At 49.4% G+C, this 24,946-nt stretch carries 17 protein-coding genes; 10 read left to right on the forward strand and 7 right to left on the reverse strand.

Features of this window, described 5'->3' with window-relative positions:
* Nucleotides 1-98 precede the first annotated feature (98 nt).
* Nucleotides 99-692, reverse strand: a complete 594-nt coding sequence (locus MHB82_RS04380; RefSeq protein WP_095361072.1) for a TetR/AcrR family transcriptional regulator — start codon at nucleotides 690-692, stop codon at nucleotides 99-101.
* A gap of 192 nt (nucleotides 693-884) precedes the next feature.
* On the opposite strand from MHB82_RS04380, the gene MHB82_RS04385 reads away from it, so the two are divergent.
* A complete protein-coding gene (locus tag MHB82_RS04385) occupies nucleotides 885-1,643 on the forward strand; it encodes an SDR family oxidoreductase (protein WP_110755782.1) in 759 nt (252 codons plus the stop codon).
* 153 nt (nucleotides 1,644-1,796) lie between these two features.
* Here MHB82_RS04385 and MHB82_RS04390 read toward each other — a convergent pair whose 3' ends face one another.
* Nucleotides 1,797-2,831, reverse strand: a complete 1,035-nt coding sequence (locus MHB82_RS04390) for a LacI family DNA-binding transcriptional regulator (RefSeq protein ID WP_095361074.1) — start codon at nucleotides 2,829-2,831, stop codon at nucleotides 1,797-1,799.
* Nucleotides 2,832-3,275: 444 nt separating this feature from the next.
* On the opposite strand from MHB82_RS04390, the gene MHB82_RS04395 reads away from it, so the two are divergent.
* The 4 genes from MHB82_RS04395 (at nucleotide 3,276) to MHB82_RS04410 (ending at nucleotide 8,239) form a co-directional block, all read left to right on the forward strand.
* A complete protein-coding gene (locus tag MHB82_RS04395; RefSeq protein WP_110755786.1) occupies nucleotides 3,276-4,565 on the forward strand; it encodes a sugar ABC transporter substrate-binding protein in 1,290 nt (429 codons plus the stop codon).
* A gap of 45 nt (nucleotides 4,566-4,610) precedes the next feature.
* Entirely contained in the window at nucleotides 4,611-5,966 is a 1,356-nt protein-coding gene (locus MHB82_RS04400; protein ID WP_341173933.1) for a sugar ABC transporter permease, read from the forward strand.
* On the forward strand, nucleotides 5,963-6,799 hold the full coding sequence (locus MHB82_RS04405; protein ID WP_341173934.1) for a sugar ABC transporter permease: 837 nt from the start codon (nucleotides 5,963-5,965) through the stop codon (nucleotides 6,797-6,799). The genes MHB82_RS04400 and MHB82_RS04405 overlap by 4 nt, the downstream gene beginning before the upstream one ends.
* Nucleotides 6,800-6,949: 150 nt before the next feature.
* The gene (locus tag MHB82_RS04410) at nucleotides 6,950-8,239 is read left to right on the forward strand and encodes an MFS transporter (RefSeq protein WP_341173935.1); all 1,290 of its coding nucleotides are present in this window, start codon (nucleotides 6,950-6,952) and stop codon (nucleotides 8,237-8,239) included.
* Nucleotides 8,240-8,321: 82 nt separating this feature from the next.
* Here the strand turns inward: MHB82_RS04410 and MHB82_RS04415 are convergent, their stop codons facing one another.
* Nucleotides 8,322-10,478 carry an alpha-amylase family glycosyl hydrolase gene (locus MHB82_RS04415; RefSeq protein WP_445671214.1) on the reverse strand — a complete coding sequence of 719 codons (2,157 nt, stop codon included), beginning with the start codon at nucleotides 10,476-10,478 and terminating at the stop codon, nucleotides 8,322-8,324.
* Nucleotides 10,479-10,979: 501 nt separating this feature from the next.
* Here MHB82_RS04415 and MHB82_RS04420 point away from each other — a divergent pair.
* The 3 genes from MHB82_RS04420 to MHB82_RS04430 are packed head-to-tail and all read left to right on the forward strand — an operon-like array spanning nucleotide 10,980 to nucleotide 15,204.
* Entirely contained in the window at nucleotides 10,980-12,356 is a 1,377-nt protein-coding gene (locus MHB82_RS04420; RefSeq protein ID WP_341173936.1) for an alpha/beta hydrolase, read from the forward strand.
* Between the two features lie 2 nt (nucleotides 12,357-12,358).
* Complete coding sequence (locus MHB82_RS04425) at nucleotides 12,359-13,792, forward strand: hypothetical protein (RefSeq protein ID WP_341173937.1); 1,434 nt, start codon at nucleotides 12,359-12,361, stop codon at nucleotides 13,790-13,792.
* Nucleotides 13,789-15,204: a class I adenylate-forming enzyme family protein gene (locus MHB82_RS04430; RefSeq protein WP_341173938.1), complete on the forward strand. Its 1,416-nt coding sequence runs from the start codon at nucleotides 13,789-13,791 to the stop codon at nucleotides 15,202-15,204. The genes MHB82_RS04425 and MHB82_RS04430 overlap by 4 nt, the downstream gene beginning before the upstream one ends.
* 276 nt (nucleotides 15,205-15,480) lie before the next feature.
* On the opposite strand, the gene MHB82_RS04435 is transcribed toward MHB82_RS04430, so the two are convergent.
* Nucleotides 15,481-17,253 carry an alpha-glycosidase gene (locus MHB82_RS04435; protein WP_341173939.1) on the reverse strand — a complete coding sequence of 591 codons (1,773 nt, stop codon included), beginning with the start codon at nucleotides 17,251-17,253 and terminating at the stop codon, nucleotides 15,481-15,483.
* A gap of 246 nt (nucleotides 17,254-17,499) precedes the next feature.
* Complete coding sequence (locus MHB82_RS04440) at nucleotides 17,500-18,078, reverse strand: hypothetical protein (protein ID WP_341173940.1); 579 nt, start codon at nucleotides 18,076-18,078, stop codon at nucleotides 17,500-17,502.
* Nucleotides 18,079-18,490: 412 nt separating this feature from the next.
* Here MHB82_RS04440 and MHB82_RS04445 point away from each other — a divergent pair, with 412 nt between their 5' ends.
* Nucleotides 18,491-21,949, forward strand: coding sequence for a glycoside hydrolase family 2 TIM barrel-domain containing protein (locus tag MHB82_RS04445; protein ID WP_341173941.1), 3,459 nt, complete (start codon nucleotides 18,491-18,493; stop codon nucleotides 21,947-21,949).
* Between the two features lie 168 nt (nucleotides 21,950-22,117).
* Here the strand turns inward: MHB82_RS04445 and MHB82_RS04450 are convergent, their stop codons facing one another.
* Both MHB82_RS04450 and MHB82_RS04455 read right to left on the reverse strand, forming a co-directional pair.
* On the reverse strand, nucleotides 22,118-22,564 hold the full coding sequence (locus tag MHB82_RS04450; RefSeq protein ID WP_341173942.1) for a hypothetical protein: 447 nt from the start codon (nucleotides 22,562-22,564) through the stop codon (nucleotides 22,118-22,120).
* Between the two features lie 38 nt (nucleotides 22,565-22,602).
* The gene (locus tag MHB82_RS04455) at nucleotides 22,603-24,006 is read right to left on the reverse strand and encodes a stalk domain-containing protein (RefSeq protein WP_341173943.1); all 1,404 of its coding nucleotides are present in this window, start codon (nucleotides 24,004-24,006) and stop codon (nucleotides 22,603-22,605) included.
* A 317-nt stretch (nucleotides 24,007-24,323) separates the two neighbouring features.
* Between MHB82_RS04455 and MHB82_RS04460 the strand changes: the two genes are divergently transcribed.
* Nucleotides 24,324-24,803, forward strand: coding sequence for a DinB family protein (locus MHB82_RS04460; RefSeq protein ID WP_341173944.1), 480 nt, complete (start codon nucleotides 24,324-24,326; stop codon nucleotides 24,801-24,803).
* Nucleotides 24,804-24,946 lie beyond the last annotated feature (143 nt).

A 24,946-nucleotide genomic window follows, 5' to 3' on the forward strand; every position in this document is an offset into this window, starting at 1 on the left:
AGAAATTACAGGAATGTATTTACATCATTTTGGTTGTGAAGTTTCCTCGAAATTCTTCTCGATCCCCATACTATAGGGAAGTATAGCAATATAAATTTTTAGTCTTTCAACACGACATTGTCAGGCCTGTAATGAATGATCTTGAACAACTCCTCGGCCATGTAGGCGGGGGTGTGCTTGAAATCCTGTCTGATCCACTCCAAGATCATGCCGAAAATCGCATGTGACTGATAGCTTGCCAGCAGTTCAGGGTTGATGTGCTGCGGGAAGATCTGATTCAGATCCTTTAAGGAGAGATCCCGAAGAACATCACAGATCATGCGCTGAAAGTTGGAAGAAGCCTCGGATTTCACAACCAGCGTGTAGAATTGTGCGTGCTGGTGCACATGCTCAAATATGGTGATTGCCGAAGAGGGCATCAGACCAACCTCGAATTTTTTCATACCTTGATAGGGTTTGCGAAAAGAAGTCACCAGATCCTGTATCACATCATCAATAATTTCATCAAACAGATCTTCCTTGTATTGATAATGTCTGTAGAAAGTACCCCGATTCAGATCAGCTCGCTGCACAATATCCGTAATAGATATTTCTTTAAAGGGATATTTCTGCATCAAATGGATGAGTGCATCCTTCAGTGCAGCTTTTGATTTCTTGATTCTTCTATCCATTGAATTGGAAATATCAGACATGTGGAATCCTCCTGAGAAAGGCCTATTTAAAGTAAAAGTACATTTAGGCTCTATAGTGTTCATTAACGTACAATTGGGCAAGCTTTTACTGATTGAACCAGAATGCTATGACTTATTATACTAAGGATAAGAGTTAATGAACATTTGTTTGTTAACTTATTGTAAACGAATACACAAAGGAGGATACATCAGATGAAACTTCAAGATAAAGTAGCAGTAGTTACAGGCGCAGGTTCAGGTATGGGGAAAGCGATCGCAACGCTCTATGCACAAGAGGGGGCCAAAGTGGTTGTGTCCGATATCAACGAGGAGTCCGCACAGACGGTTGTCAATGAGATCAAAGCCCAAGGCGGGGAAGCCATCGTCGTGCTAGCCAATGTGGCCAAAGAAGAGGATGTGCAAAACCTGATCGATACGACAGTTAGCACGTACGGTACAGTAGATATTCTGGTGAACAATGCAGGAATTATGGATGGCATGGAGCCGGCTGCAGAAGTAACGGATGAGAAGTGGGAACGACTCTTTGCGGTGAATACCACGAGTGTAATGCGTACAACGCGCAAAGTGCTGCCGATCTTCCAGGAGAAGCAAAACGGCGTCATCGTTAACGTTGCATCGGCAGGCGGATTGCATGGTGGACGTGCAGGAGCGGCATATACGGCATCGAAGCATGCTGTAGTCGGCCTTACCAAAAATACAGGGTTCATGTATGCAGAGCAAGGTATTCGCTGCAACGCCATCGCTCCGGGAGGGGTAGCAACCAATATTGGTTCCTCCATGGCAGGAATCAGCCAATTTGGCGCATCGAGACAACAACTGGGCATGGCGATTAACCCGCGCATAGGAACAAGTGAAGAGATTGCCAAGGTAGCCCTGTTCCTCGGCTCGGACGAGTCCAGCTTCGTGAACGGAACTGTGATTGAAGCGGACTCAGGCTGGAATTCCTATTAATCCATGCATAGATTGAAAAAACCGAATAATGATATGTAAACGAGAAGCCGCATGCTGCGGCTTCTTTTTTTCTGCTACCCATTGTTACTAACCGAAGGTATTTCAAGAAATAGGACAAACGTTTGCATTGCTGCATGGAATTTCGAAAATCGTTTAAATGGAGGCCGGTTTAGACTTCGAAAAGAGAGAAGATTCGCGCACAATTAAACGATGCGGAATAATGACCGGATTCTGAGGCAGCGTTTCCCTGTTCAGAATTTTCAACAATACTTGAACGGCAGTATAACCAAGCTGGTAGGTTCCAATATCGATGGAGCTTAGGGGCGGAGAAGCCAGTTCCGATAAGGCAATGTTGTTAAAGCTGACCACACTGATATCTTCAGGTACACGGTAACCTAGTTCGGCAAGAGCTCTCAGTACGCCAAAAGCAACATTGTCATCAATCACAACGATGGCGGTAGGTCTGTCCGGCAGGGCCATGAACAATGACATCGCTCGGAATCCGCTCTCTTGTAGAAATTCACCTTCCACAATCCAGTCGTTATTGGTATGAAGTCCCGCTTCGGCAAGTGCCTTTTGGTATCCTTGCATGCGGTCATGCGATAACGTAATGTCCGGCGGGCCGCTGACGAATCCAATCCGTGTATGCCCTTGAGCAATTAAATGCTGGGTCGCATCATAAGCGGTCTGTACGTTATCGTTATCGACCATGGGTGCGTCCGGGTGAGCCTCGCTGCGTCCGATCAGTACGAAAGGGAACTTTTCCTCTTCCAAAAAGGAGATGATTGGATCGTCCCGTTTGGAGCCTAACAGCAGAATGCCATCCACTCTTCGTCCATGAACCAGGCGGGAAATGGCGTGCAGTTCATTGTCTGATGACGTTTCGGTGGTCAGCAGCAGTTCATAATTCATGCGGGTGGCATGCGTAATAATTCCTCGCAGCAGCTCTCCGAAAAAGTAGTTCTGAAACAGCTCTTCTGCAGGACGTGGAAGCATAATGCCGAGAGTTTGGGTTGTTTTGGATACAAGGCTCTTGGCCATGATATTGGGATGGTAATTCAGTTCTTTCATAATTTGCTTTACTTTGAGAGACGTCTCGGTGCTGATTCTGGGATGGTTGGAAATCACCCGTGAAACTGTAGAAGGGGAGACACCCGCCATTTTGGCAATATCTTTGATCGTAATCATGTAAAAAATCCCTTCTGATCCATCATTTCAACATTCTCCTATGGTAATGCAACAGATTCGATAAATCAATTGCAAACTGCAGCATGCAGGATACAGGGGAAGTATAAATAAGGAAGAAGAAGACAGATCAAGCAAACAGGAAATTACTGGCGTTAGAACAAGAAATATGGATGAAATTGAACAAATATGGCTTGTGCAAACGTTTGTGCAAAGAAAGCCTGATATTGTATGATTTGATTGTTGTTGTAGCGCTTACATAAGTGGATTTAGCCTGCATCTTAGAATATTTCTCCCTGAATACATACTTAGAAGTATCCTTGTCTTCCATTTGAGCAAACGTTTGTGCAAAAGCGAACATGGATTGCAAAACCTGCATCATTCGTACCAATCAAGGGTGGAAAGCGCGAGACTGGTTGAACCAAACAGAGGGAAGGGGACATTTACATGAGAAAATGGCAAGGGGCAACATTGTCTGTCATCATGGCCTTTACATTGGCCGCATGCTCGGCTGGAGGTGGAACGACCTCTCCGGCAGCGGGGGGAAGCGAGAATCCAGAGGAAGTTGTGGAGCTGACGGCAGAGAATCTTCAGCCGGAGGAAGGCGCAACTTTGGTCATCTGGGAAGATAAGAACCAACAGAGTTTTGTAGAGGAGAGAGCCAGGCTGTTTGAGGAAAAGTATGGTGTAACCGTGAAGATGGAGGAGCTGCCTCCTACCGATCAGGTAACCAAGCTGACAACGGACGGTCCAGCAGGACTCGCAGCAGATGTGGTCGTATTCCCACATGACAAGATTGGAAGCGCTTCAGAGGCGGGTCTCATTTTACCGAATGATATTTTTGAAGCAGAGACCGTAGCGAACACCAGCGAAAATGCGCTGAAGGCCGTAACGTTTAAGGACATTTTATATGGATATCCGTACAGCGTGGAAACGTATGCTCTCTTCTATAACAAGGCACTGTATCCGGAAGCACCGAAGAATTTTGAGGATATTGTCAGCTTCGCCAAAACCTTTAATGACGTGAAATCCAACCAATATGCCCTCATGTGGGAGCTGCAGCAGTTCTATTACAATTATGCGTTCCTGGCTTCCCAAGGCGGCTATATTTTCGGGGATAACGGAATGAACAGCGAAGATCTTGGCCTGAATAATGAAGGAGCCCAGAAGGGTGGGGAGTTCCTGAAGACACTGAAGTCGGAAGTGCTGCCGCTCAAGATGGGTGACGTGAACTATGATATCAAAAAAGGATTGTTCTCCAGTGGGAAGCTGGCTATGGACATTAACGGTCCTTGGACGATTGCCGACTATCGCAATGCAGGTATTGATTTCGGTGTTGCACCACTCCCAGCAATCGATGGCAAACCAATGACATCCTTTTCTGGCGTGAAAGCCTATTACGTCAATGCATTTACGCAATATCCGAATGCAGCCAAACTCTTCGCGGCTTTCCTCTCCAATGAAGAAGCACAGATGACCAACTTTGAAATGAACGGCACGCTTCCTGCCAACGCCAACGTGGCAGCCGATCCGAAGGTGCAGGAGGATCCGATCAACAAGGCATTCCTTGAGCAGTTCAACAATTCAACGCCGATGCCTTCGCTTCCAGCAATGGATAGCGTCTGGGGTCCGATTACATCAGCCATGACGGATATCTGGGATGGCGGCAAGGATGTGAAGGCGTCGCTGGATAACGCCGTGAAGCAGATCCAGGAGAGCCTTGCAACGGTTCAATAATCGGATGAAGCACCTGGTTTGGAGAAGGTGGGGAGGAGAGAGCGAATGAAACAGCAGCATGTCCCGGTGTCTGCTCCGCCCAGCAGGGAAAAGCAGCACCGGATGACAGCGGCCATATTATCGATCATACTGCAAGGTCTAGGACAGCTGTACAATCGGCAATGGATCAAGGGAATTTGCCTATTGTTACTGGAGGGGGCAGGTCTTGCTTACCTGCTTCCCCGCCTGTCGCAGGCCGTATGGGGAATATGGACACTGGGGGAAAATACGCAGCGTTTTGTCAAAGTGAATGGGTCTACGGTGCTTCAGCGGGGCGACCATTCCATCTTTTTACTGTTAGAGGGAATTATTGTGCTGCTCGTGTTTTTTGTGTTTATCATTGTCTACATCCTGAACATCCGTGATGCGTACCTTACGGGACTTGCGAGGGAGGAAGGAAAGAAAACACTGGGAGCGGCAACTTCACTCCGTAATATGATGGACAAAAATTTTCCGTATCTGTTTTTGTCCATTCCGGCTCTGGGGGTACTGTTCTTCACGATCATGCCGATCCTGTTTACAATCACCTTGGCGTTTACCAACTACTCGGCACCGGATCATATTCCGCCTGCCAAGCTCGTGGATTGGGTAGGGTTCAAGACATTTAGCGACCTGATTCAGCTCAAATCATGGAGTCATACCTTTTATGGCGTATTAACATGGACGGTTATATGGGCGATACTCGCAACCGTGACCACTTATTTTGGCGGGGTACTTGTAGCGCTGCTGATTGAGCAGCGGGGCATCCGGTTCAAAAAGCTGTGGCGGACGATCTTCATTCTCCCTTATGCCATACCACAGATCATTTCCTTGCTGCTCATGCGGAACCTGTTCAATGGTCAATTCGGTCCAATCAATACGTATATGAGAGCTTTTGGTCTGGAGGGACTGCCCTGGCTGACCGATCCGTTCTGGGCCAAGGTCACGGTCATTGTTGTTAACATGTGGATTGGTATTCCGGTCAGCATGGTGCTCATCCTTGGCGTTCTGACGGCGATTCCACGTGATCTGTATGAGGCCGCTGAAGTGGATGGAGCATCCGCATTCCAGAAATTCCGGATCATCACCATGCCATTCATCCTTTTTGCAACAACTCCGGTGCTTATCATGCAATTTGCCGGAAACTTCAACAATTTCAATGTCATCTTCCTGCTGACCAACGGTAATCCGTTACGAGGCGACTACCAGTATGCAGGGGCAACAGACCTGCTGGTGACCTGGCTCTACAAGCTTACGCTGGACAACAACAAATACAACATGGCTTCAGCGGTGGGCATCATCATCTTCATTATTATCGCGTCGTTTTCCATCTGGAATTTCCGTCGCTCCAAATCGTTTAAGGAGGAGGACATGATTCAATGAAGAAACGCAATAATCCGCTGCGGCTAACGCTTAGTTATGTGCTGCTGATCATCATTGCCGTGGTCTCTGTCTATCCGGTGTTGTGGATCTTTCTCTCTTCCCTGCGACCTGGTGCGGCACTGTTCAGCGAGCGCTTGTGGCCTGAAGCTTTTACCTTGTCCCACTACGGCGAATTGTTCAACAATCCGTCCTTCATGTATGGCAGGTGGTATCTGAACACGCTGAAAATTGCCTTTTTCACCATGATCTTCTCCACGCTCATGGTGACACTTGGGATGTACGCCCTATCCCGTTTCCGGTTTCGCGGGCGGCAGACGATTCTCTCCACCATGCTGATTCTCGGCATGTTCCCGAGTTTTATGAGTATGATCGCGATCTATATCATTTTGCTGCAGATCAAACTGCTCGATACGCATGCAGCGTTAATTCTGGTGTATTCTTCCGGAGCGGTACTCGGCGGATTTATCGTCAAAGGATTCTTCGATACGATCCCGCGCAGTCTGGATGAGGCAGCGCGCATTGATGGTGCGAGTCATCTGAAGGTGTTCACCAGCATCATCCTGCCGTTATCCAAACCTATGCTGACCTATGTGGCGCTAACCAGCTTCACTGGCGCATGGATGGATTTCATCTTCGCCCGGCTTGTTCTGCGGACGAAGGAAAACTGGACGCTTGCGGTAGGTATGTGGGACCTGGTCAACCGGTACCAGGACAGTAACTTTACCATGTTTGCCGCAGGGGCTGTGCTGATCGCAATTCCAATTACGCTGCTGTTCGTGTTCCTCCAGCGCTTTCTGGTCCAGGGGCTCACAACAGGTGCTTCCAAAGGATAATGCCGTGACAGTAACAGCATAGATGGCCGCCTCTACGCGGCCGTACATTCAGGCACTTCCGCCATGTCATGTCTCTTTTCGACGGACATGACAACGGAAGTGCCTGATTTTGCATAGGGCTCCATCATAATTAGGGGAGGAAAGGGATGTATGGGAATAATACCGTCCACTGAGCCCGAGGCGATTGGATATCAAGATGGACAAGCCTTGCTGGGCGAAGAAAACAAGGTTCCTCCAAAGCTCTGGCAGCATGTCACCTTCCGCAGGATTTTATATGGTTACGGCATCTCAGTGTTCGGAGATTGCTTTAACGGTATTGCCATCAGTCTATGGGTGCTCCAGACAACTGGAAGTGCCAAGAGCATGGCTGCCGTTCAAATCTGCAACATGGCGGTCAGTTTTTTGTTTGGATCACTGGCAGGTACGGTTGCTGATCGGTTGGATCGCCGGAAGCTGATGCTGACCTCGGATGTATTTCGGGGCGTGATGGCTATATGTATCGCGGTTAGTTTGTTTGGGCTGCATGTACCATTTCCTGTGCTGCTGCTGATGCTCTCGCTTTCCATGTTCTCCAGCCTGTTTCAGGCGCCTGCATTCCACGCGTCTGTAGCAAGCATGGTGGGCAGGGAGCATATTCAGCAAGCTACGGGGGCCATTCATCTGGTGGATAACCTGGCCCGAATCAGCGGACTCGCGGCAGCCGGAGTCGCCGTTGCCGCCTTTGGCGGGTTTGTCGCCATATTGATTACAGGAGCCACCTTTCTTCTGTCGGCGGTATGTGTGCTGATGGCCGGCCGTTTCCCGGAGGTAAAGCGATCGGGCGATAAGCAGACTACTTTCGTTCAGGAATGGCGGGGATCATTCTCCTATATCTATCGCAGTCCTCTAATTCGGTCGATTGTATTGCTTAATCCACTGCTGATTTTATTTTTCATGTCGGCCATGATGCTTGTTCAGGTGATGGCAGTCAAGGTATGGGAGGCAGACCCCGTGCAGTTTGGATTGATTGAAACCTGTATTCCGCTTGGTTATATGATTGGATCGGGAGTGTTGATCGCATCGGGGAAACGAATGAAGCGAAGAGGGCGATGGGTATTCATCGGTCTGCTGGTACTGGGGCCGCTCTATATTCTCCTGTCCCGGGTAACTTCGCCCATGATGGCACTTCCGCTCATCATGGGCGGGGGAGCGATGTTTGCCTGCTGCACGATGCTCACCCAGATCATGCTAAGAACAGCGGTACCCGATGAGCTGCAGGGGAGAATCTATGGTGTTGTCGGTACAATTACAAGCACGGCGCCCATCATGGGATTGACAGTTGTCTCGGTGATGGCTGATCAGTGGGGTGCAGCGGCGGTGCTGGAGGGACTCGGCATGCTGCTGCTCGCAACCGGAATCCTTGCGGCAACCACATTTAAGTCGGTTCGAGCTTATCGATAAACCAGAAACAGATTAAACGTCAAAACCCGGAGCGTGCGCTGCATAAGCGCTGCTCCGGGCTTCCTTAATGGATCCTGGCTAGTTATTGCCAGTTTACCGTTACAGTGGCAGTACCACTGGTCGGTGTTGTAAAGGTGTGATTGGATCCACCTTCCCACGTAATGGTAGCGCCGTTTTTCTTAAAGAACTTGAATTCCAGCTGTTTCCCGGCTGGAACACTTACGTCATAGTACCAAGTCGGGTAGGCGTGGATGACCTGATTGAAAGCCGGTCCAATGGAAGCTGTGCCTGTGGTCCAGTTACCCAGTTCGGACACGTTGCCTGTCAGGTAGATATTCTCACCCAGTGCAGTTGTGGCATTATTGATGACGAACCGAACCGAGACCTGATCGCCGCTTAGAATGGTGAAATCGTTATAGGCATTGCTGTTCACACCATTGGCAGCGACCTTCACTGCATAGTCACCGCCTGCTACTGGTGGAATGGTGACTTTGATCTGAGTGTCTTCCCATGAAGTGATGGCTGAGCCTGTAACGGCTGTTGTACCGAAGTAGACGGTACCTTTGGCGGATCCAAACCCGCGTCCGTCGATGGTAACGATGTTACCTGGTTTACCCATTACAGGGCCAACGTGACCGATGGTTGGCGTCGTTTCACTTGCCGTATACTGCCACACAGCGGTAGCTCCGGCTGCGAGCGTGAAGGAAGAAATATTGCCTCCACTGGAGGTGATGTTGTTTCCGTTCAGCACGCCGCCCAGCACATCGGTGTATGTTCCTGATGGAAGCGACGTATTCAGGTTGGTGATACTGGTTGGCGTCGTGAGATTGCGGTTAACGGCAACGACGGCAACGCTTTTGCCAAACTTGCGCTCATAGATATATACATCATTGTTGATCCAGCGCTGCTGTGTGGAACCGTAGGCAATTGCCGGGTTGGATTTGCGCAGAGGTGCCAGCTTGCTGATCACGCTGAACGCTGTAGTCGATTTGGAGAAGGAAGGCATTTTGCCCCGGTTATCCGGATCGCCGTTCCCGGTCAGATACTGCTCGGTACCATAATAGATGGCAGGTACGCCGCGTGAGGTCAGCGTGAAGGCCAGAGCCTGTTCCAGACGGCGGTTGTTCACAGCACTTGTTTTGAAACGGTCCATATCATGGTTGTCAATGAAAGTGACTTGGTCACTCACTTGATTGTAATCTGCTGCCGTAGCCGTAAGCATGGAATCCAGCGCGTACATGTTGGATGTGTTATCCCGGAACACGTTGCGCACAGCCGAATTGAAACGGAAATCAAGCAAACTCATGCCGGATTCGTTGGCAAAATCTGTGTTATCCGCATCGGGTGCAGCAGATCCCAGGAACCATTCTCCGAAGGTAAATACCGGCTGGTGTGCATAGATGGATGACATCCAGTTCTTCTGCCAGCCCTGAGGCATGTGCTTCACCGCATCGACACGGATGCCGTCCACGCCCATATCCAGCCACAGCTTGATGGCGTCTTTGAAATATGTATCGATCGTGCTGTTATTGTGATTCAGATCGGCCAGATCGTAGAGGTTTTTGTAAATGCCATTCTCAAGAGTGGAGAAATCGGAGCCGCCATTGTGGTGGAAATATCCGTTTGTATCATTGGTGTACCCGCCAACCAGGTTGCCGTTATCGTACAGCTTGCCGTTCTCAGCGAAGGAGGTATCAGTTTCCATGGCAGGGGACGTATGGTTTGGCGCGAAATCAATAATGATTTTGATGCCTTTAGCATGGGCGGTGGTTACCAGATTCTGAAAATCGGTCATGGTTCCGAAATATGGATTGGTCTTCTTGAAATCCCGTGCCCAATAGCCGTGATAGGCTGTATTGGTTACGCCGCTGTAGTTGATGGTAGCGAAAATATTTTCGACAGGCTGGGAGATCCAGAGGGCTGTGACACCCAGGTCACTGAAATAGTTGTCATTGATTTTGTTAATCAGCCCCTGCCAGTCACCGCCGCAGTACAGCTTCAGGTTGCTGCATGTGCCATCAAAGGCAGCCCCGGTAGGGTTGTTCGATGGGTTACCATCCAGAAACCGGTCCGTAAAAACTTGATAGATGACATCGGTACTGAAATTCTGCTTGTTGGTGACAGCCGTATCCGCATCGGCATAAATCGCGGAAGCAGGCAGGAAAGGCAATGCACTGCCGGCAAGCAGGCTGAACGTTAGCGTGGTACTAAGGAGAACGCGTTTGGCCATTTGAAACATGGTAATCCACCCTTCATGAATGTAGTAGTTTTCAACAAAAACAACTAACCTGGCTCTTAAATAATAGCGCTTACAATTGTACGAGGAGACATTCTTGTGGCTTAAAGACTTCCCTCCTTCGACACGCCAACAACCCCGGTATCTCCTGGGGAGTTACCGGGGTTGTCCTAAACCGCTTGGGTTTAAAAGCATGGCCCTCGAGTTATGATCACATCGTTATCGTAAGAAATAATTACAGTTATGTCAATAACTTTTTTAGAAGCATTTTTTTTCTATTTTCATATTTACAAATGACGATCCGGGACTTAAACTATTCGCAGATCCACCAATATGAGGGCCATGTATTTTAGGACATTGATGTGTCTTGAAACAACCCCGTCTCTACTGAGGCGGGGTTGTTTGTGCATGCAGCCATGGCGGGGATGGAATGAGGGGAACGTAGGGTACCTGAATCATGTATGATTCAGAGCAATTCGGAGATGAGAGGCGGTTGATGATCCATTGAGCACGCATTCGGTCATTGAATGTCTGGAAGGTATTCGTGCGTCACAGCTGGGCAATGTCCGCAATATTTATGTTTACCTCCCGCCAGGTTATCAGGAGCAGACGGATCGCCATTATCCTGTTCTGTATGTTCATGCTGGTCAGCGGGCTTTTGGTCCATCTGGACCCGGTAATGAAACGTGGCATATGGATCGAGCGGTGGACGAGCTAATTACCGCCGGGCGGATCGAGCCACTGATTATGGTTGGCATTGCACATGTTCGCCCGGTTACGCACAACGAGTTATATCACTTCATTGCACCCGAGAGGGAAGCCATAAGTGTGGGTTGTTCAGGGATCGCATACGAGCATTTCATCATTCATGAATTGAAGCCACTGATCGACCATCGATACCGTACGCTTCCGGACAAGTCCAATACAGGGCTGCTTGGTTCATCAGCAGCGGCACTATGTACACTTCATATGGGCATGCGGAATCCGGAGGTATTCGGCAAACTGATAATGATGTCGCCGTTTTTGGTAGATGTGCAGCTGGATGAATGGTCGGACAGCGGTCTGTTGAAGGAAGCCATGTATCGCTTGCCGGATAAGGTGCCAGACGTCCAAATGTGGATGGACATTGGGGATGCAGAAGGACTCTTTCTGCCCTCCCAGGTAAGAAAGGTTGCTCATGAATTACTTGAGAGAGGGATCGGAACTCGGGATCGCATGGCTTTTCTGGAGCAACCGGAAGCCTGCCATCAGGAATCCGATTGGGGCGCACGCGTCTACCTTCCGTTACTGTACATGTTCGGCGAAATAGGCCAACCTATGGCATTGGAAATGCAAGGCAGAGAGATCATTGGTTTATCCGGTGGAATGAACACGTGCATTAATGCACGACTCCACTATGATAGCGGATGGGTACAGAGCCTGCTCAAAGGGAGCTATACAACAAGTCATCCGCATGTACTTCAATTACGTCCGAATGGTGAATTGGTGCCTGTCGGCCCAGGCAGTGCGCTCATCACCCTGACCGTAGGAGAATTATCGACGACCCGTCAGTATACCGTTGTTCCTGAACTCTCTGCTCGCGTTGAGGTATGTATTTGTGCCGAAGTGGAAAATGAAGAAGAGCCTGCTGAATCCATATATGGAGGGATGGGCATGAAGCTGGTTCGCACGGGAACGGGGCGTTATGAAGGCTGTTACCTTGTCCCACGCGATAGTGGTTTTTCCTTCCGGTTCACACGCGGTTTCCGGCGCTTTGAGACGGACATGAATGGCATGCCAGTAGCCAATCGGGTCATTCGGGCAACAGATAACATGTCAGTGCATTATCACATCCAGTCTTGGGGCAGTTCGACTGCCAAAGCGGGAACAGGAGGCCAATGATCATGATGATCCAATCGTTCGCTCCAGTAATGGACATCCCGTACTACTATCCCTGCAACTTTCCTCTGATTCATGAGGTGCTTCTGCGGCAAGGGTCGATCAGCAGCCTGGCTCTGCTCGCCGCAAGCCGACTGTACTGCCTTCCTTCGTGCGCGGATAACGGACTGGTGAAGCCTTATTTTCACAAGCTGGACTATGAGGAACCGATCTGGGAGATGTATGGCCAGCGGGAGCTGGGCAGCTTCGAGGAGGGGAAGGTGCATATGCGGCAGCATATAGGCGAAGGCGGACTTTTTCTCGCTACGGGAACTAGTTATCACCTGCCTTATTGCGAAGATTATCAGAACCCCGAGTACATCCGCAAACATGTCAAACCAGGCTCTCGTCTGCATCTGGTAGATCACTGGATTGCAGTGTATGGCATCGATGATGAGCATTTTCACGTCTATGATCCGGTTCCCTCGAAATATATCGGAAAGGTCTCCCAAGAAGCCTTTCATGAATTCTGGAAAGGAAACCAAAGCATACCCGAGCTAGCTCCTGCGAAGCGCAAGGAGGAGCTGCGTACCTATGGCACCATGGACGTCCGTGCAACCGGAAAGCTTGATTCCTCCGGTTATCGTGAGATGTTGAGCCAGGCGCTGGGGACACAGATCAGTGAATTTATGACGGGTAGGACTATTACCCAAGGGGAGCGCAGCTATCATTTTGGACAGGGCGTGTCCCTTCATTTGATGAAGGCACTACAGGAGTGGGAGGAAGGGAATTTAGGGAATCCAGGGAATCAACCTAATGACACGCTGATAGCGGGTCTGCTGTTCGATATGCGCTGGAGCCGCTATTTTCTCCGGGATCTGCTTCAAGAAGCCGCACTATGGCTTGGTTCTCCACTGGATCAGTATTCCGTAGCGTTTGATGCAATCATTGAACGGTGGGAAAAAGCAAACCAATTGCTTCAGGTCAGTCGGATCAAGCAGCGGGCGGATTGGCGGGTACAGCTAACAAGCGTAATACACCAGTTGATCGCCGATGAATGGCGCTGGTACGAAGCTCTCCGAAGTGCTGTTCCGCAGGAGGCATGCTTCAATCGGCAGATGGCCCCGCGAACCGAAAATGGCTACAGAGATGCCCTGCTCCGCATTGTGCTGGATAGCTGCCGGGAACTGAATGCGTACCATAATACGACCATACCCCTCGACAAGGGTGGGAATGCACCGCTATATGGCCGGGATGGACAACTGGATTCACTGGAGCTGGTGTCCTTGCTTGCTGTCGTCCAACAGGGGCTTGAAGACGAATGGGGAACGGGAGCAGGAGCCGCACTTTCCGAGATGGCCGCTGCCTCATTGCCGGAGAGCCCGTATCAAACGGTTGGTTCGCTGGTGGACTATCTTGAACGGCAATGGCTGCCTGATCAGGAGGAGGATGCGGGATGAGCATTCAATTCCTGCTGGAGCGATTCGCAGAACAGGGGGAGCGTCCCGCATTCATCTGGGAAGATAGGGAGTATAGCTACGCATGGCTGCTCGAGCAGATCGTGATGATGGATGAATGGATTGCGGCAGAAGGACTGCATGGGCAGCTCGTAACGCTGGAGGAAGACTACTCTCCCTATGCGGCCGCAGCGTTCATTGCGCTTCTTGGAAAGGGATGCATTGTGCTGCCCATGGACCTTCATCTGGTTGAAGCCAAGCGGCAGGAATATATTCGGCTGGCACAGGTGAAGTGGCGTCTTGGTATTGAAAATGGCAGGTTATCGATCCGGGATGAGTCTGATGCCTGTTCACGTCCTGCTTTACTGGCTGCGCTTGAGCAGGAAGGTGTGGGTGGACTCGTGCTCTTCTCATCCGGATCGACCGGTGTGAGCAAGGCCACGGTTCATCGTGCAGATCGGCTCTTACAGCGTTTCCGGCGGCAGGTGCGGCCATTGCGAACGATTCCGTTTATGATGTTTGACCATATCGGCGGGGTAAATACAATGCTGCAATCGCTGTCCAGTGGAGGCTGCTTGTGCATTATTGCGGATCGTTCCCCCGAGGAAGTATGCCGGACGATTGAGAAGCATCGAGTTCAGGCTCTCCCGGTTTCTCCAACATTCATGAATCTGCTGCTGCTCGGCCGAAATGATGAGGCATACGATCTATCGAGTCTTGAAGCTGTCTCCTACGGGTCAGAGGTCATGCCCGAAACGGTACTGGCCGCCTGGAATCGACGGTTCCCTGGGATACGAACGATACAGGCTTATGGTATGTCTGAACTCGGTATTCTGCCGACACGTTCCAAGGAGCCAGGGTCGCTGCTGTTTGCCATTCATGATGATCACGTCAAGTTCAGGGTAGTTGAAGGGGAACTTCAGATCCGGACAGAAACAGCCATGATCGGTTATCTGAACGCCCCGTCCCCATTTACCGACGACGGATGGCTGCGCACAGGGGATGAAGCGGTACTGGAACAGGAGTATATCCGTATCCTCGGCCGCCGCTCCGAGATCATTAATGTAGGCGGGCGTAAGGTGTATCCGGCCGAAGTGGAGAGCATTCTGGAACAGATGGACTGCATCCAGGCAGCAGTGATTACAGGAGAACCGAGCAGCATCACAGGGCAGAAGGTGAAGGCCACCGTTAAGCTCGCGACAGACTGCACGCTTGCCGAGCTGCGACGATTGATCTGGTCGTACTGCCAGGACAAGCTGCCCCCGTACAAGATTCCACAGAAAATTGTCATTACGGAAGAGGGGCTTGTGAGCTCGAGAATGAAGAAAGTTAGAAAACCTGCAACAGCTGGTTCGCCCATGGATGAAGTTGCGGCAGCGAGGGAAGAGACTTCATCAGATCTGGACTTGGAGTAGTTGTAAGCTTATATCATAATAAGAGGTATGTTAATGTTTAATATTCATTAGGCTATTGGAACACTTAATGGTGACGCGTAAGAGAAAGGGCTGGACGTTATTCAACGTTCAGCCCTTTTTATGCCCGAAAGTATAAGGTGATTAATGAATTTCAATGCATTTTTTTTATGAATTGATATATTGCGGTAATGGCATGTCGTCCTGTTCTTTCATTTATCAAGAAAAAAGGTGCACGGATGGTGAAAATGTCTGAGTCTTAGACTGCTGGTCAGGTGATCAGGCTTCTGCAGGTTGTTTCACTTCGAGCTGCAGCAGGGAGAAGCCGTAAGCTTCCAGTTTCAGAGACAGTTTATTTTGTTTCGCTTCTATAGAAGTGGTCGTAAACAGGTCTCGCCAGACGCTTCGATCTGTCAGCGGCAAGTCTACACTGCAAGCTTCGTCACCAGCGTTCAGCACGATGAGGAAACGTTTGCCCGTCGCTGAATCCACTCGTTCCATTGCAATAACCGGATCTCCAGCTTCGGCAAGGAGAATTTTCAACTCGGTGCTGCGCAGTGCAGGGTGCGCTTTGCGCAGGGCAATCGTCTGCTTAAAGAAGTCGAGAAGCTCAAGATTCTGCTTGGTTTCATCCCACTCCATACATTTGCGGCAGCCGGGATCATATCCGCCATCCAGACCCACTTCGTCTCCGTAATAGATGCAGGGTACCCCTGGGTACGTGAGAAGCATTGTAACGGCAAGCTTCATCTTGCGGATATCCCCGTCGCACAGGGTAAGCAGTCTGGGTGTATCATGGCTGCCCAGCAGATTGAAGGCAGCTTCGGTCACAGGCTGGGAGTAGGCTGCGAGCAGCTTGCCGATCTCATTCGCGAAGCCGAGTCCATCCAGCTTGCCGTGAACTGCATAGTCCAGCACCGAGTTGGTGAATGGGTAGTTCATCACCGCATCGAACTGATCTCCCTGCAGCCACATCAGCGAATCATGCCAGATCTCGCCGAGCAAATAGGCGTCAGGCTTGATGGCCTTTACTGTTTGACGGAATTCACGCCAGAACTGATGATCCACCTCGTTGGCAACGTCCAGTCTCCATCCATCGATGTCCATTTCCTCAATCCAGTACCGCGCGACCTCCAGCAGATAGGCCTTAACCTCGGGATGCTCCGTATTCAGCTTCGGCATAAGCGGTTCGAAGGCAAAGGTATCGTAGGTCGGTATGCCATCTTCAATGCGTGGCGGCCAATCCCTGATGTAGAACCAGTCCGCATAGGGGGAAGCTGCCCCGTTCGCCAATACGTCAGCAAAAGGCGGGAACTCTCGGCCCGAATGGTTGAAGACTGCATCAAGCACAACCCGAATGCCACGCTGATGACAGGCATCCACCAGCTCTTTCAGTTGTTCATTGGTCCCGAAATGAGGGTCCACCTTCATATAGTCAGCCGTATTGTACTTGTGATTGGTTGTAGCCTCGAACAGCGGGCAGAAGTAGATTGCATTCACGCCAAGCTGACTCAGATGATCCAGATGATCAAGCACACCCTGCAGATCCCCCCCGAAGAAATTCACTGGTGTAGGCTCCCCTCCCCAAGGCTCGGCGTTCTTCGGACTAATGGAAGGATCACCATTCGCATAGCGTTCAGGGAAAATCTGATAAAATACAGCGTCCTTGACCCAGGCAGGCGGTTCAAAAATGTCGACCGGATTCATAAACGGGAAATCGAAGAATTCCAGCGGATGTTCCGGCAGAGCTTCCTCGAATCCGCGTTCGGTCATCCAGACGCTTTTCTCGCCCTCGACCAGCTGGAAGCCGTAACGTAGTCTCCGGTAAGGAGGCTGGGTTTCGACTTCCCAATAATCGAACAGCTCATCCCTTGCGAAGATCCGCATGGGTGTGTGGGTGATGGTCTGCTCCCAGGCATATTTATCCCCGGTAATGGCGATAACGGCATCCAGATCTCCGCGCTTGGAACGCAGCCTCAGGTGCATGGTGGACCGGTCGTAGGCATAGGACCAGTTTAATTTGGGACGATGGTAAATGGCTTCAAGAATCATGTTGAATCACTCCTTATACGATGAAATTCAGATGATATTTGGCCATGAAAACGCAAAAAAGGCACAACCTCCATTGTTCACGAGGTTGTACCTTTCGGCAGCATAGCCTTTTGATTATACGGCTATTATACGAATTATCTTGGCAAAAGAAAACACTTTTTTTTCCTGAAATCTCATTTTATTTAAATGAGGAGGCGAGTGAATGTGCATGCTTCCGCTTGGGCTGTTCGTCTAAAGTTTAATTCATTAAAAATCGTAACCCAGTTCTTGGGCGTAGGCTTGGATTTCTTTTTTGTACTGCTCCAGAATTTTAATGCCTGTGTCAATTTTGGCATTGCCTTGTTTCAGAAGTGCGCTGTTTACTTTGGTTTTGGATACGGATTTCTTGAACAGCAGATAGCCTTCAAGCTGTGCATAGCTTCCTTTGATCAGTTTGTTATGGATTTTTTGCAGCTCCGCGTTCTCTGGCTTGATCTGCTTCAGCATGGACACATACTTAGTGTAATTGGGAACCGCAGTATTGTTCAATTTCAGGAAGATGGATTTGCGGTTGGCGGATGTAACATACGTGCTGCCAATGGAATCCAGGGCTTTCTTTTCATAAACCGTTGTCAGATCAAGTGCATCCAGGTAGTTCAGGAAATCTTCCTCTTCAGCGCTAGGAATCGGCTCTTGTTCCGACGTGTCCACTTCCGTGTAGTTATCTTCCGAATATGTAGTGGTGGTGTCTTCCGCTGCAGCCGCATAGGAACCAGCAGGAGCGAATACCCCGCCCAGCAATACAAAACTCATAATAATGGATAATACCCAAGACCTCTTTTTCACGTTACATGTCCCCTATCTATAGATGTGATTTTATTCCAAGGGATAATCTAACATAGGATTACAAGAAATTACAGGAATAGTTTTACAAATATTTGGAGATCGGCGTTGTTTCCTTAAATATGAATCGTTAGACTGATACTTCATATAGGTATAAAGGAATATCCATATGTTCAAATATGAACGCTCAGCTGAACATGAGTAGAGGCCATCAGGCACCCATAAAATTCTAATGTGGATTGTTCATATAATCTCATCAAAAAATGCATGAAATTAACGTACATCGAAACCATCAGATGATATAATCGGTTGGAGTATTCATGTCACGTCGAACCGTTTTTCGAAAAGGTTATCGGCGAAAGTCGTCATTTTTTTGTAAACGCAAACATAAATCACACAGAAAGTGAGAATAGCGATGAACCAGAAAAAGCTTTTTAACGATGGGTGGCAATTTGCGAAAACCAAACTGGATGTTACGGACCCTGCGGGACTGGCATTCGAGCCTGTGGAGCTTCCCCATGACTGGCTGATCTACAATACGCTCGACCTGTACGAAGACAGCATTGGGTGGTACCGCAAAACATTCCCGTACACGAAGGATGATCAGCAGCATCTGCTTTGTTTTGATGGCGTTTACATGGATTCTTCCGTGTATGTGAACGGCCAGCTGGTTGGGGAGTGGAAATACGGTTATTCCGCGTTTGAACATGAGATCACGGATGCGCTGGTGGAAGGCGATAATGAAATCATCGTAAAAGTGGTGCATCAGAGTCCGAACAGCAGATGGTATTCCGGGGCCGGAATTTACCGCAATGTATGGCTCAAAACGAGAGATCGCAATCATATCGTGACGGATGGCATCTACGTATCCATTAAGCAGCAGCCAGAGGGTTGGCAGGTTGAACTGGACACGGAGCTGAATATCGATCAGAACGCACAGCTTGTGCATACGATCCGATATGCGGGTCAGGTTATTGCGACTAATACAGCGGCGGTTACGGCTGCTGCAGGTGGAGATACAGAAGTAACGGACCGTCAGCAGATTGTGGTGGAGAACCCGAAACTGTGGAGCACCGATGAACCGAATCTGTACGAACTGGTGACTGAACTGCAAGTGACGGATGCGGACCAGCATGTACAGACAATTGAGTCGGTATCGCAGCGAATTGGCTTCAGGGACGTCCAGCTGGATCCGAACGAAGGCTTCCATCTGAATGGGGTCAAAATGAAAATGAATGGTGTGTGCGAGCACCATGATCTGGGCGCACTCGGGGCGGCTTTCAACCTGACGGCACTTCGCAGAAGGTTCAATCTGCTGCGGGAGATGGGCGTCAATGCGATCCGGACCGCGCACAATATGCCTGCCAAGGAGTTCATGGAGCTCGCAGATGAGATGGGGATGCTGATCGTCTCGGAAGCCTTCGACATGTGGGAACGATCCAAAACGCCTTATGACTACGCAAGATTTTTCCCGGAATGGGCGCACACGGACGTGAAGAGCTGGGTGAAGCGGGACCGCAACCATCCAAGTCTGGTCATGTGGAGTATCGGGAATGAAATCTATGATACCCATGCGGATGAGCGGGGCCAGGAAGTAACGCGAATGCTGATGGAGTATGTACTGGAATTTGATCCAAAAGGCAACGCAGGCATAACCATTGGTTCCAACTACATGCCTTGGGAAAATGCGCAAAAATGCGCGGATATCGTGAAGCTGGCAGGCTACAACTATGCGGAGAAATATTACGACAAACATCACGAAGAGCACCCAGACTGGATCATCTACGGTAGTGAAACATCATCTGTGGTGCAGAGCCGTGGGATCTATCACTTCCCGTTCGAGCAATCCATCCTGGCAGATGATGACGAGCAGTGCTCCGCACTGGGCAACAGTACAACAAGCTGGGGCGCGAAGTCTGCAGAATACTGCATTCTGGCTGAACGGGATCGGCCATATTCACTGGGGCAATTCCTGTGGACCGGGTTCGATTATATCGGAGAGCCAACCCCATATCATACGAAGAATTCATACTTTGGACAGCTGGACACGGCGACGTTCCCGAAAGATTCCTACTATATCTATCAAGCAGCTTGGACCGATTACAAAACAAGCCCAATGGTGCATCTGTTCCCTTACTGGGATTTCAGCCCTGGTCAGCTGATTGATGTACGCGTGTGCAGTAATGCGCCGAAGATCGAATTGCAGCTGAACGGCAAGATGATCGGGACATATGATATTGATCATGCGAACGGAACCCAGCTGGTTGGCTGGTGGAAAGTGCCGTATGAAGAGGGCGAACTGAAAGCGATCGCTTATGATGAGACCGGGGAGATTATCGCAACGGATGTACAGCGATCCTATACCGATGCACAGAAGGTTCGTTTGCAATCGGATAAAGAGCAGCTGCAAGCGAATGGAACTGATCTTATTTTCGTGGAGATTCAAGTGGAAGATGAAGCGGGCAATCCCGTGCAAAATGCAAACAACCGTGTACAAGTTAAGGTGACAGGTGCAGGACGACTACTTGGTTTGGATAACGGGGACAGCACGGACTATGATCCGTACAAAGGTCTGAGCAGAAGATTGTTCAGCGGCAAGCTGATGGCGATCATAGGAGCAACACATGAACCGGGCAGCATCCGGATCGAAGTGACCTCCGAAGGACTCCAGGGTGCAGCAGCCGAGTTTGAATCGAAGGCAGTGGAAGGCGAAGTCATGAGTACGTCCGCATCCGTTGCTACTCAGGTACAAACCGTGTTAACCGAGAACGAAGAACGTCCAGTCCTCACCGGACGTGCGCAGGAAATTCCTTTGCGGAAAATTGAGATTATCAGTGAAGCCGGACAAGCCTTCGATCCGTCGATTCAGGAGATGGTGGTTACCGCCAAGCTGTATCCTGAGAACACGTCGTACCGTGACATTGAGTGGGCTGTTGTCAACGATGCTGGTATTGAGTCCAACATTGCGAAGGTCGAAGCGAACGGTCTAGAAGTACGCGTGTCAGCGTTGGGCGATGGTGAATTCCGCCTTCGTGCAACGAGCAGCAATGGTACGGATAAAACAAAGCTGATCTCGCAGCTTGAATTCAAAGCAACGGGTCTGGGTACAGCCTACAAAGATCCGTACGGCTTCATTACTGGTGGATTGTACGATTACACCAAAGGCGATGTCGGTAACGGCAACGAACGCGGCGTAGCGACAAGTCGTGATGGGGAGACGCATGTCGGATTCCGCAATATTGACTTCGGACCTTACGGCTCCGATACCATTACGATTCCAATCTTTGCACTGTCGAGTGAAGATTATTTCCTGCAAATCTGGGAGGGTATGCCGGATGAAGAGGGCAGTACGCTTCTGGCTGACGTGGTCTACCAGAAGGAATCCAGATGGAATGTGTATCAGGAAGAGACGTACCAGCTGTCCAAGCGGCTGAGCGGCATTACGTCGATCTGTTTTGTACTGAAGCAGAAGATTCATATCAAGGGCTTCTCGTTCGAGCGTCAGAGTCGTGCATTTGAGCAAAACACGGCGGCTTCATGCGATCATCTCTACGGTGATACGTTCTCGATTCAGGATGAGTATGTAGAGGGGATCGGTAACAACGTATCACTGGAATTTGAAAACATGGACTTTACGACAGAAGGCACGTCGAAGCTCGTCATCTATGGCCGTTCGCCGATTGATAAAAACACGATCCATATCCGCTTCGCAGGCGAAGATGGACAGAGCAATCAGCTGGTTGAGTTCACGCACTCGGAAGGGTATGAGGAGCGGGTGTTTGAGCTTGAACAGGTATCAGGCGTGCAAAAAGTGACCTTTATCTTCCTACCGGGAAGTCAGTTTGACTTTGGCTGGTTCCGGTTTGAGAAGTAAGTGATTTTAAGAGATACACGGCCTTATAGTAGAGTAATGAATTTAACTAAAGTAAAGTAAAATAAAATTTAAATAAATCCCCTTCAAGCTGTGTGGTTTAAGGTCCAATGAACCTAAACTGCACGCGTGAAGGGGACTTTGGTATGTAATCTATTCGCGTGCGAATGTTTAACGGAATTGTTCCGCACGTATAGAGAGATCCATGTCATGCCCTATTCTGCTGTAGATGTATACTTTGACATCAGTGTCCTGTAAGGCAAGCAGATTCACGGTCTTTTCACTGTTTTTGCTGATCGTGGTCTCCATAGGTTCACTGTAGTCGTCGACATACAGGTTCATATACATGGGATGATTACTATGATTTTCAATGATGATGTCTGCAAGTGTTCCATTGTCAGCAACCATCGTGAAGCTGCCAGTGTATGCTGCACGGCCTTGATGATGAGTCTCAAGGATGAGAAGGGCATTCGGATCCGCCTTTACTGAATCTTCTGCAGTATTGACTGCCTTGTATGACGGTTCAGTGGGGACTTTCCCTTCCGCATCCAATGTACTAACGGGCATGAGCAGGACAGAGAAAACGATACCTGCACCCATGATCTTTTTTAACCACATTGTAATAATCCTCCTGTACATAATGAATATTCTCGTTGCTACGTATCACTTTGGATCGTCAGCTTGCTTGTCTCTTCATCCCAGTTCACAGCAAGCCCCAAGGCCTCGAATACTTCACAGGGGACGGTCGTCGCACCCGAATAATTGCTTATCGGTTCTGGTAATGAAATGGATTGAGCTGTAGAGGAAGAGACTGATTTCACGGTTGCCTCCGTCTCGTTGGGACGGATTGTGACGGTACGATCTTCATATTGCAATGAATAAGATTCGACTATTCCGTTTGCCTTGTTCATTTCAAATGTTGCCCCAATCGCTGCGGCTACGGCTCGGACTGGAAGTTGAACGGTATGTTGGGTTTGGACTGCCGAATACGTGGACTGAAACAGTTCATCGTTGATATACACATCGATGCCAAGCTTGGCCTGAACGGGTTGGTAAACCATGCCTCCAGATGATGTTGCAGGTGCGCCAGCCTCCTGATACTTGTCACTTCCCCAACCCCAGACAGTTCCATCGGAGGATAAGGCAAGACTGTGGTGATACCCTGCCGAAATATCGGTAATACCCGACAGATGCTTAACTCTGCCTTCTTTGCCTGTAACCGTCCTTCCGTAGCTGTACACCTCACCCGAAGTGGTTAACAGCAGGATATATTGCGAATTCCCGTCCATCTGCTTCACCTTGAGGTCGTCATGCAGAAGAACTGGTTTGCCCTTTTCCCCCAGGCCCCACACTTTCCCGTTCTGGTCTAGTACAAGCAGGGAGGTATCTGTGCTTGTGATCGATGATATGTTGGACAGACCCTTTAACTTGGCTGGTTTGGAAGGGGTTTCATCTGGTTGGTTTGGTTCATTCCATGTCCACAGGGAGCCATCTTTCTTCAAGGCATAGCCTTGTTGGCCGGATGATCCTACCTGAATGATGTCTTTCAATCCGTTTACTGCGTGTGGACGGTGTATGACTTCTGAATCGTTTCCTTGAGTCCCATGGCGCTGCCATGACATAACTGTACCGTTCCGAAGAAGGGCGGTATTGAAAGAACCAGTAACCACATCCTTCGCAGAGGAGATGCCTTCGACTTGGTAGGGGAGTGTACCAGCGCCCCATTCCCACACGGTTCCATCTGCCTGAACGGCTGCGTTAATCCCACCTCCTGCGGCTGAAATGGCTATGACATTCGAAATTCCCGGAATGCGAATGGGACTGGACGTATGGCGATAGCGGATGTCTTCACTGACACCAAGCTCTCCGAACATATTGCGACCCCAAGCCCAGACGGAACCGTCATTTCGCAGTGCGATCGTATAATAATGAGCCCCCTCCACAGCGGTATAGTGTAGTTTGTTTTCTGTGGTTGCTGCGGTGGTATGGAACGCAGATGTACTGCTGGGTGGCAGCGTAGTTGTTGCTGCGTATGATATGGAGCCATGATCCAGCCCCATTAATAGGGTTGTGGTTAACCAAGTAGAAGCGACCGCCAGGCGCCAACTACGAGCTGGTTTACCTTTTACAGGGGGATCGGGTGGTATGAAGGAATTTTGTTCTGGGTTAGTTCTATGATCAGATGGCTCCGGCCAGCTCATTAAATCGCCTCTTTTTCGAGTGGGTTAGGGGACTGCAAATTTCCTATATTTCTAAACGCTCTTGGGAGTGGAGAAGTTACAGAGAAATGATAAAATGCCTATATATTGAAAATATTTTAGATCTAACTATGTGAATTAATGGACAATTCTGGTAAGGGAGAAAAGGAGGATGAAAGGTGAAGTTTAGTGAAGATGTACTATGGAATCAACTGCAGGATGTGAGGCAATTTACGCTAGGCGTGTGCGACTCTGTGGATGAAGGAAAGGTTCATGATGTACCGAAGGGATTCAATAACTCCATCCTGTGGAATGTGGGACACATTATTTTGGACCAGGATATGTGGTTTCATTATCTCATTGCTGATGACTCGGAAGTTCCTGCGGACTATGGGAAGTTCTTCGGTTATGGGACAAGCCCGGCAACGTGGGATTCCGCACCCCCATCCTGGACCGAATTGATGGAGCGTCTAAGGGCACAACCGGACCAATTGAAAAACAAATTTGCAGGTCGTCTGGAAGAACCACTGCTCAGGGAGAGCGAGTTAGGCATGAGTACAATCGGCGAAGTGATTCCGCGTACGCTCTATCATGAGTGGTACCATCTGGGATACATTCAATCTATTCGTAGATGTCTGAGTGTATCATCAGTGGGTTGAGGCCTATATATATTAAAGTTGTGTTGGATGGAGAAATCCTGTGGAGCAGAGTAGACAACAAGAAAGAGTTAACTCATGGTGATCATGAATTAACTCTTTTTCAGTTCAAGTGTATATGGAGAGTAAGTGTTATGTTCCGGCGG

It is taken from the genome of Paenibacillus sp. FSL K6-2862, assembly GCF_038005125.1.
GTDB lineage: Bacteria > Bacillota > Bacilli > Paenibacillales > Paenibacillaceae > Paenibacillus > Paenibacillus illinoisensis_A.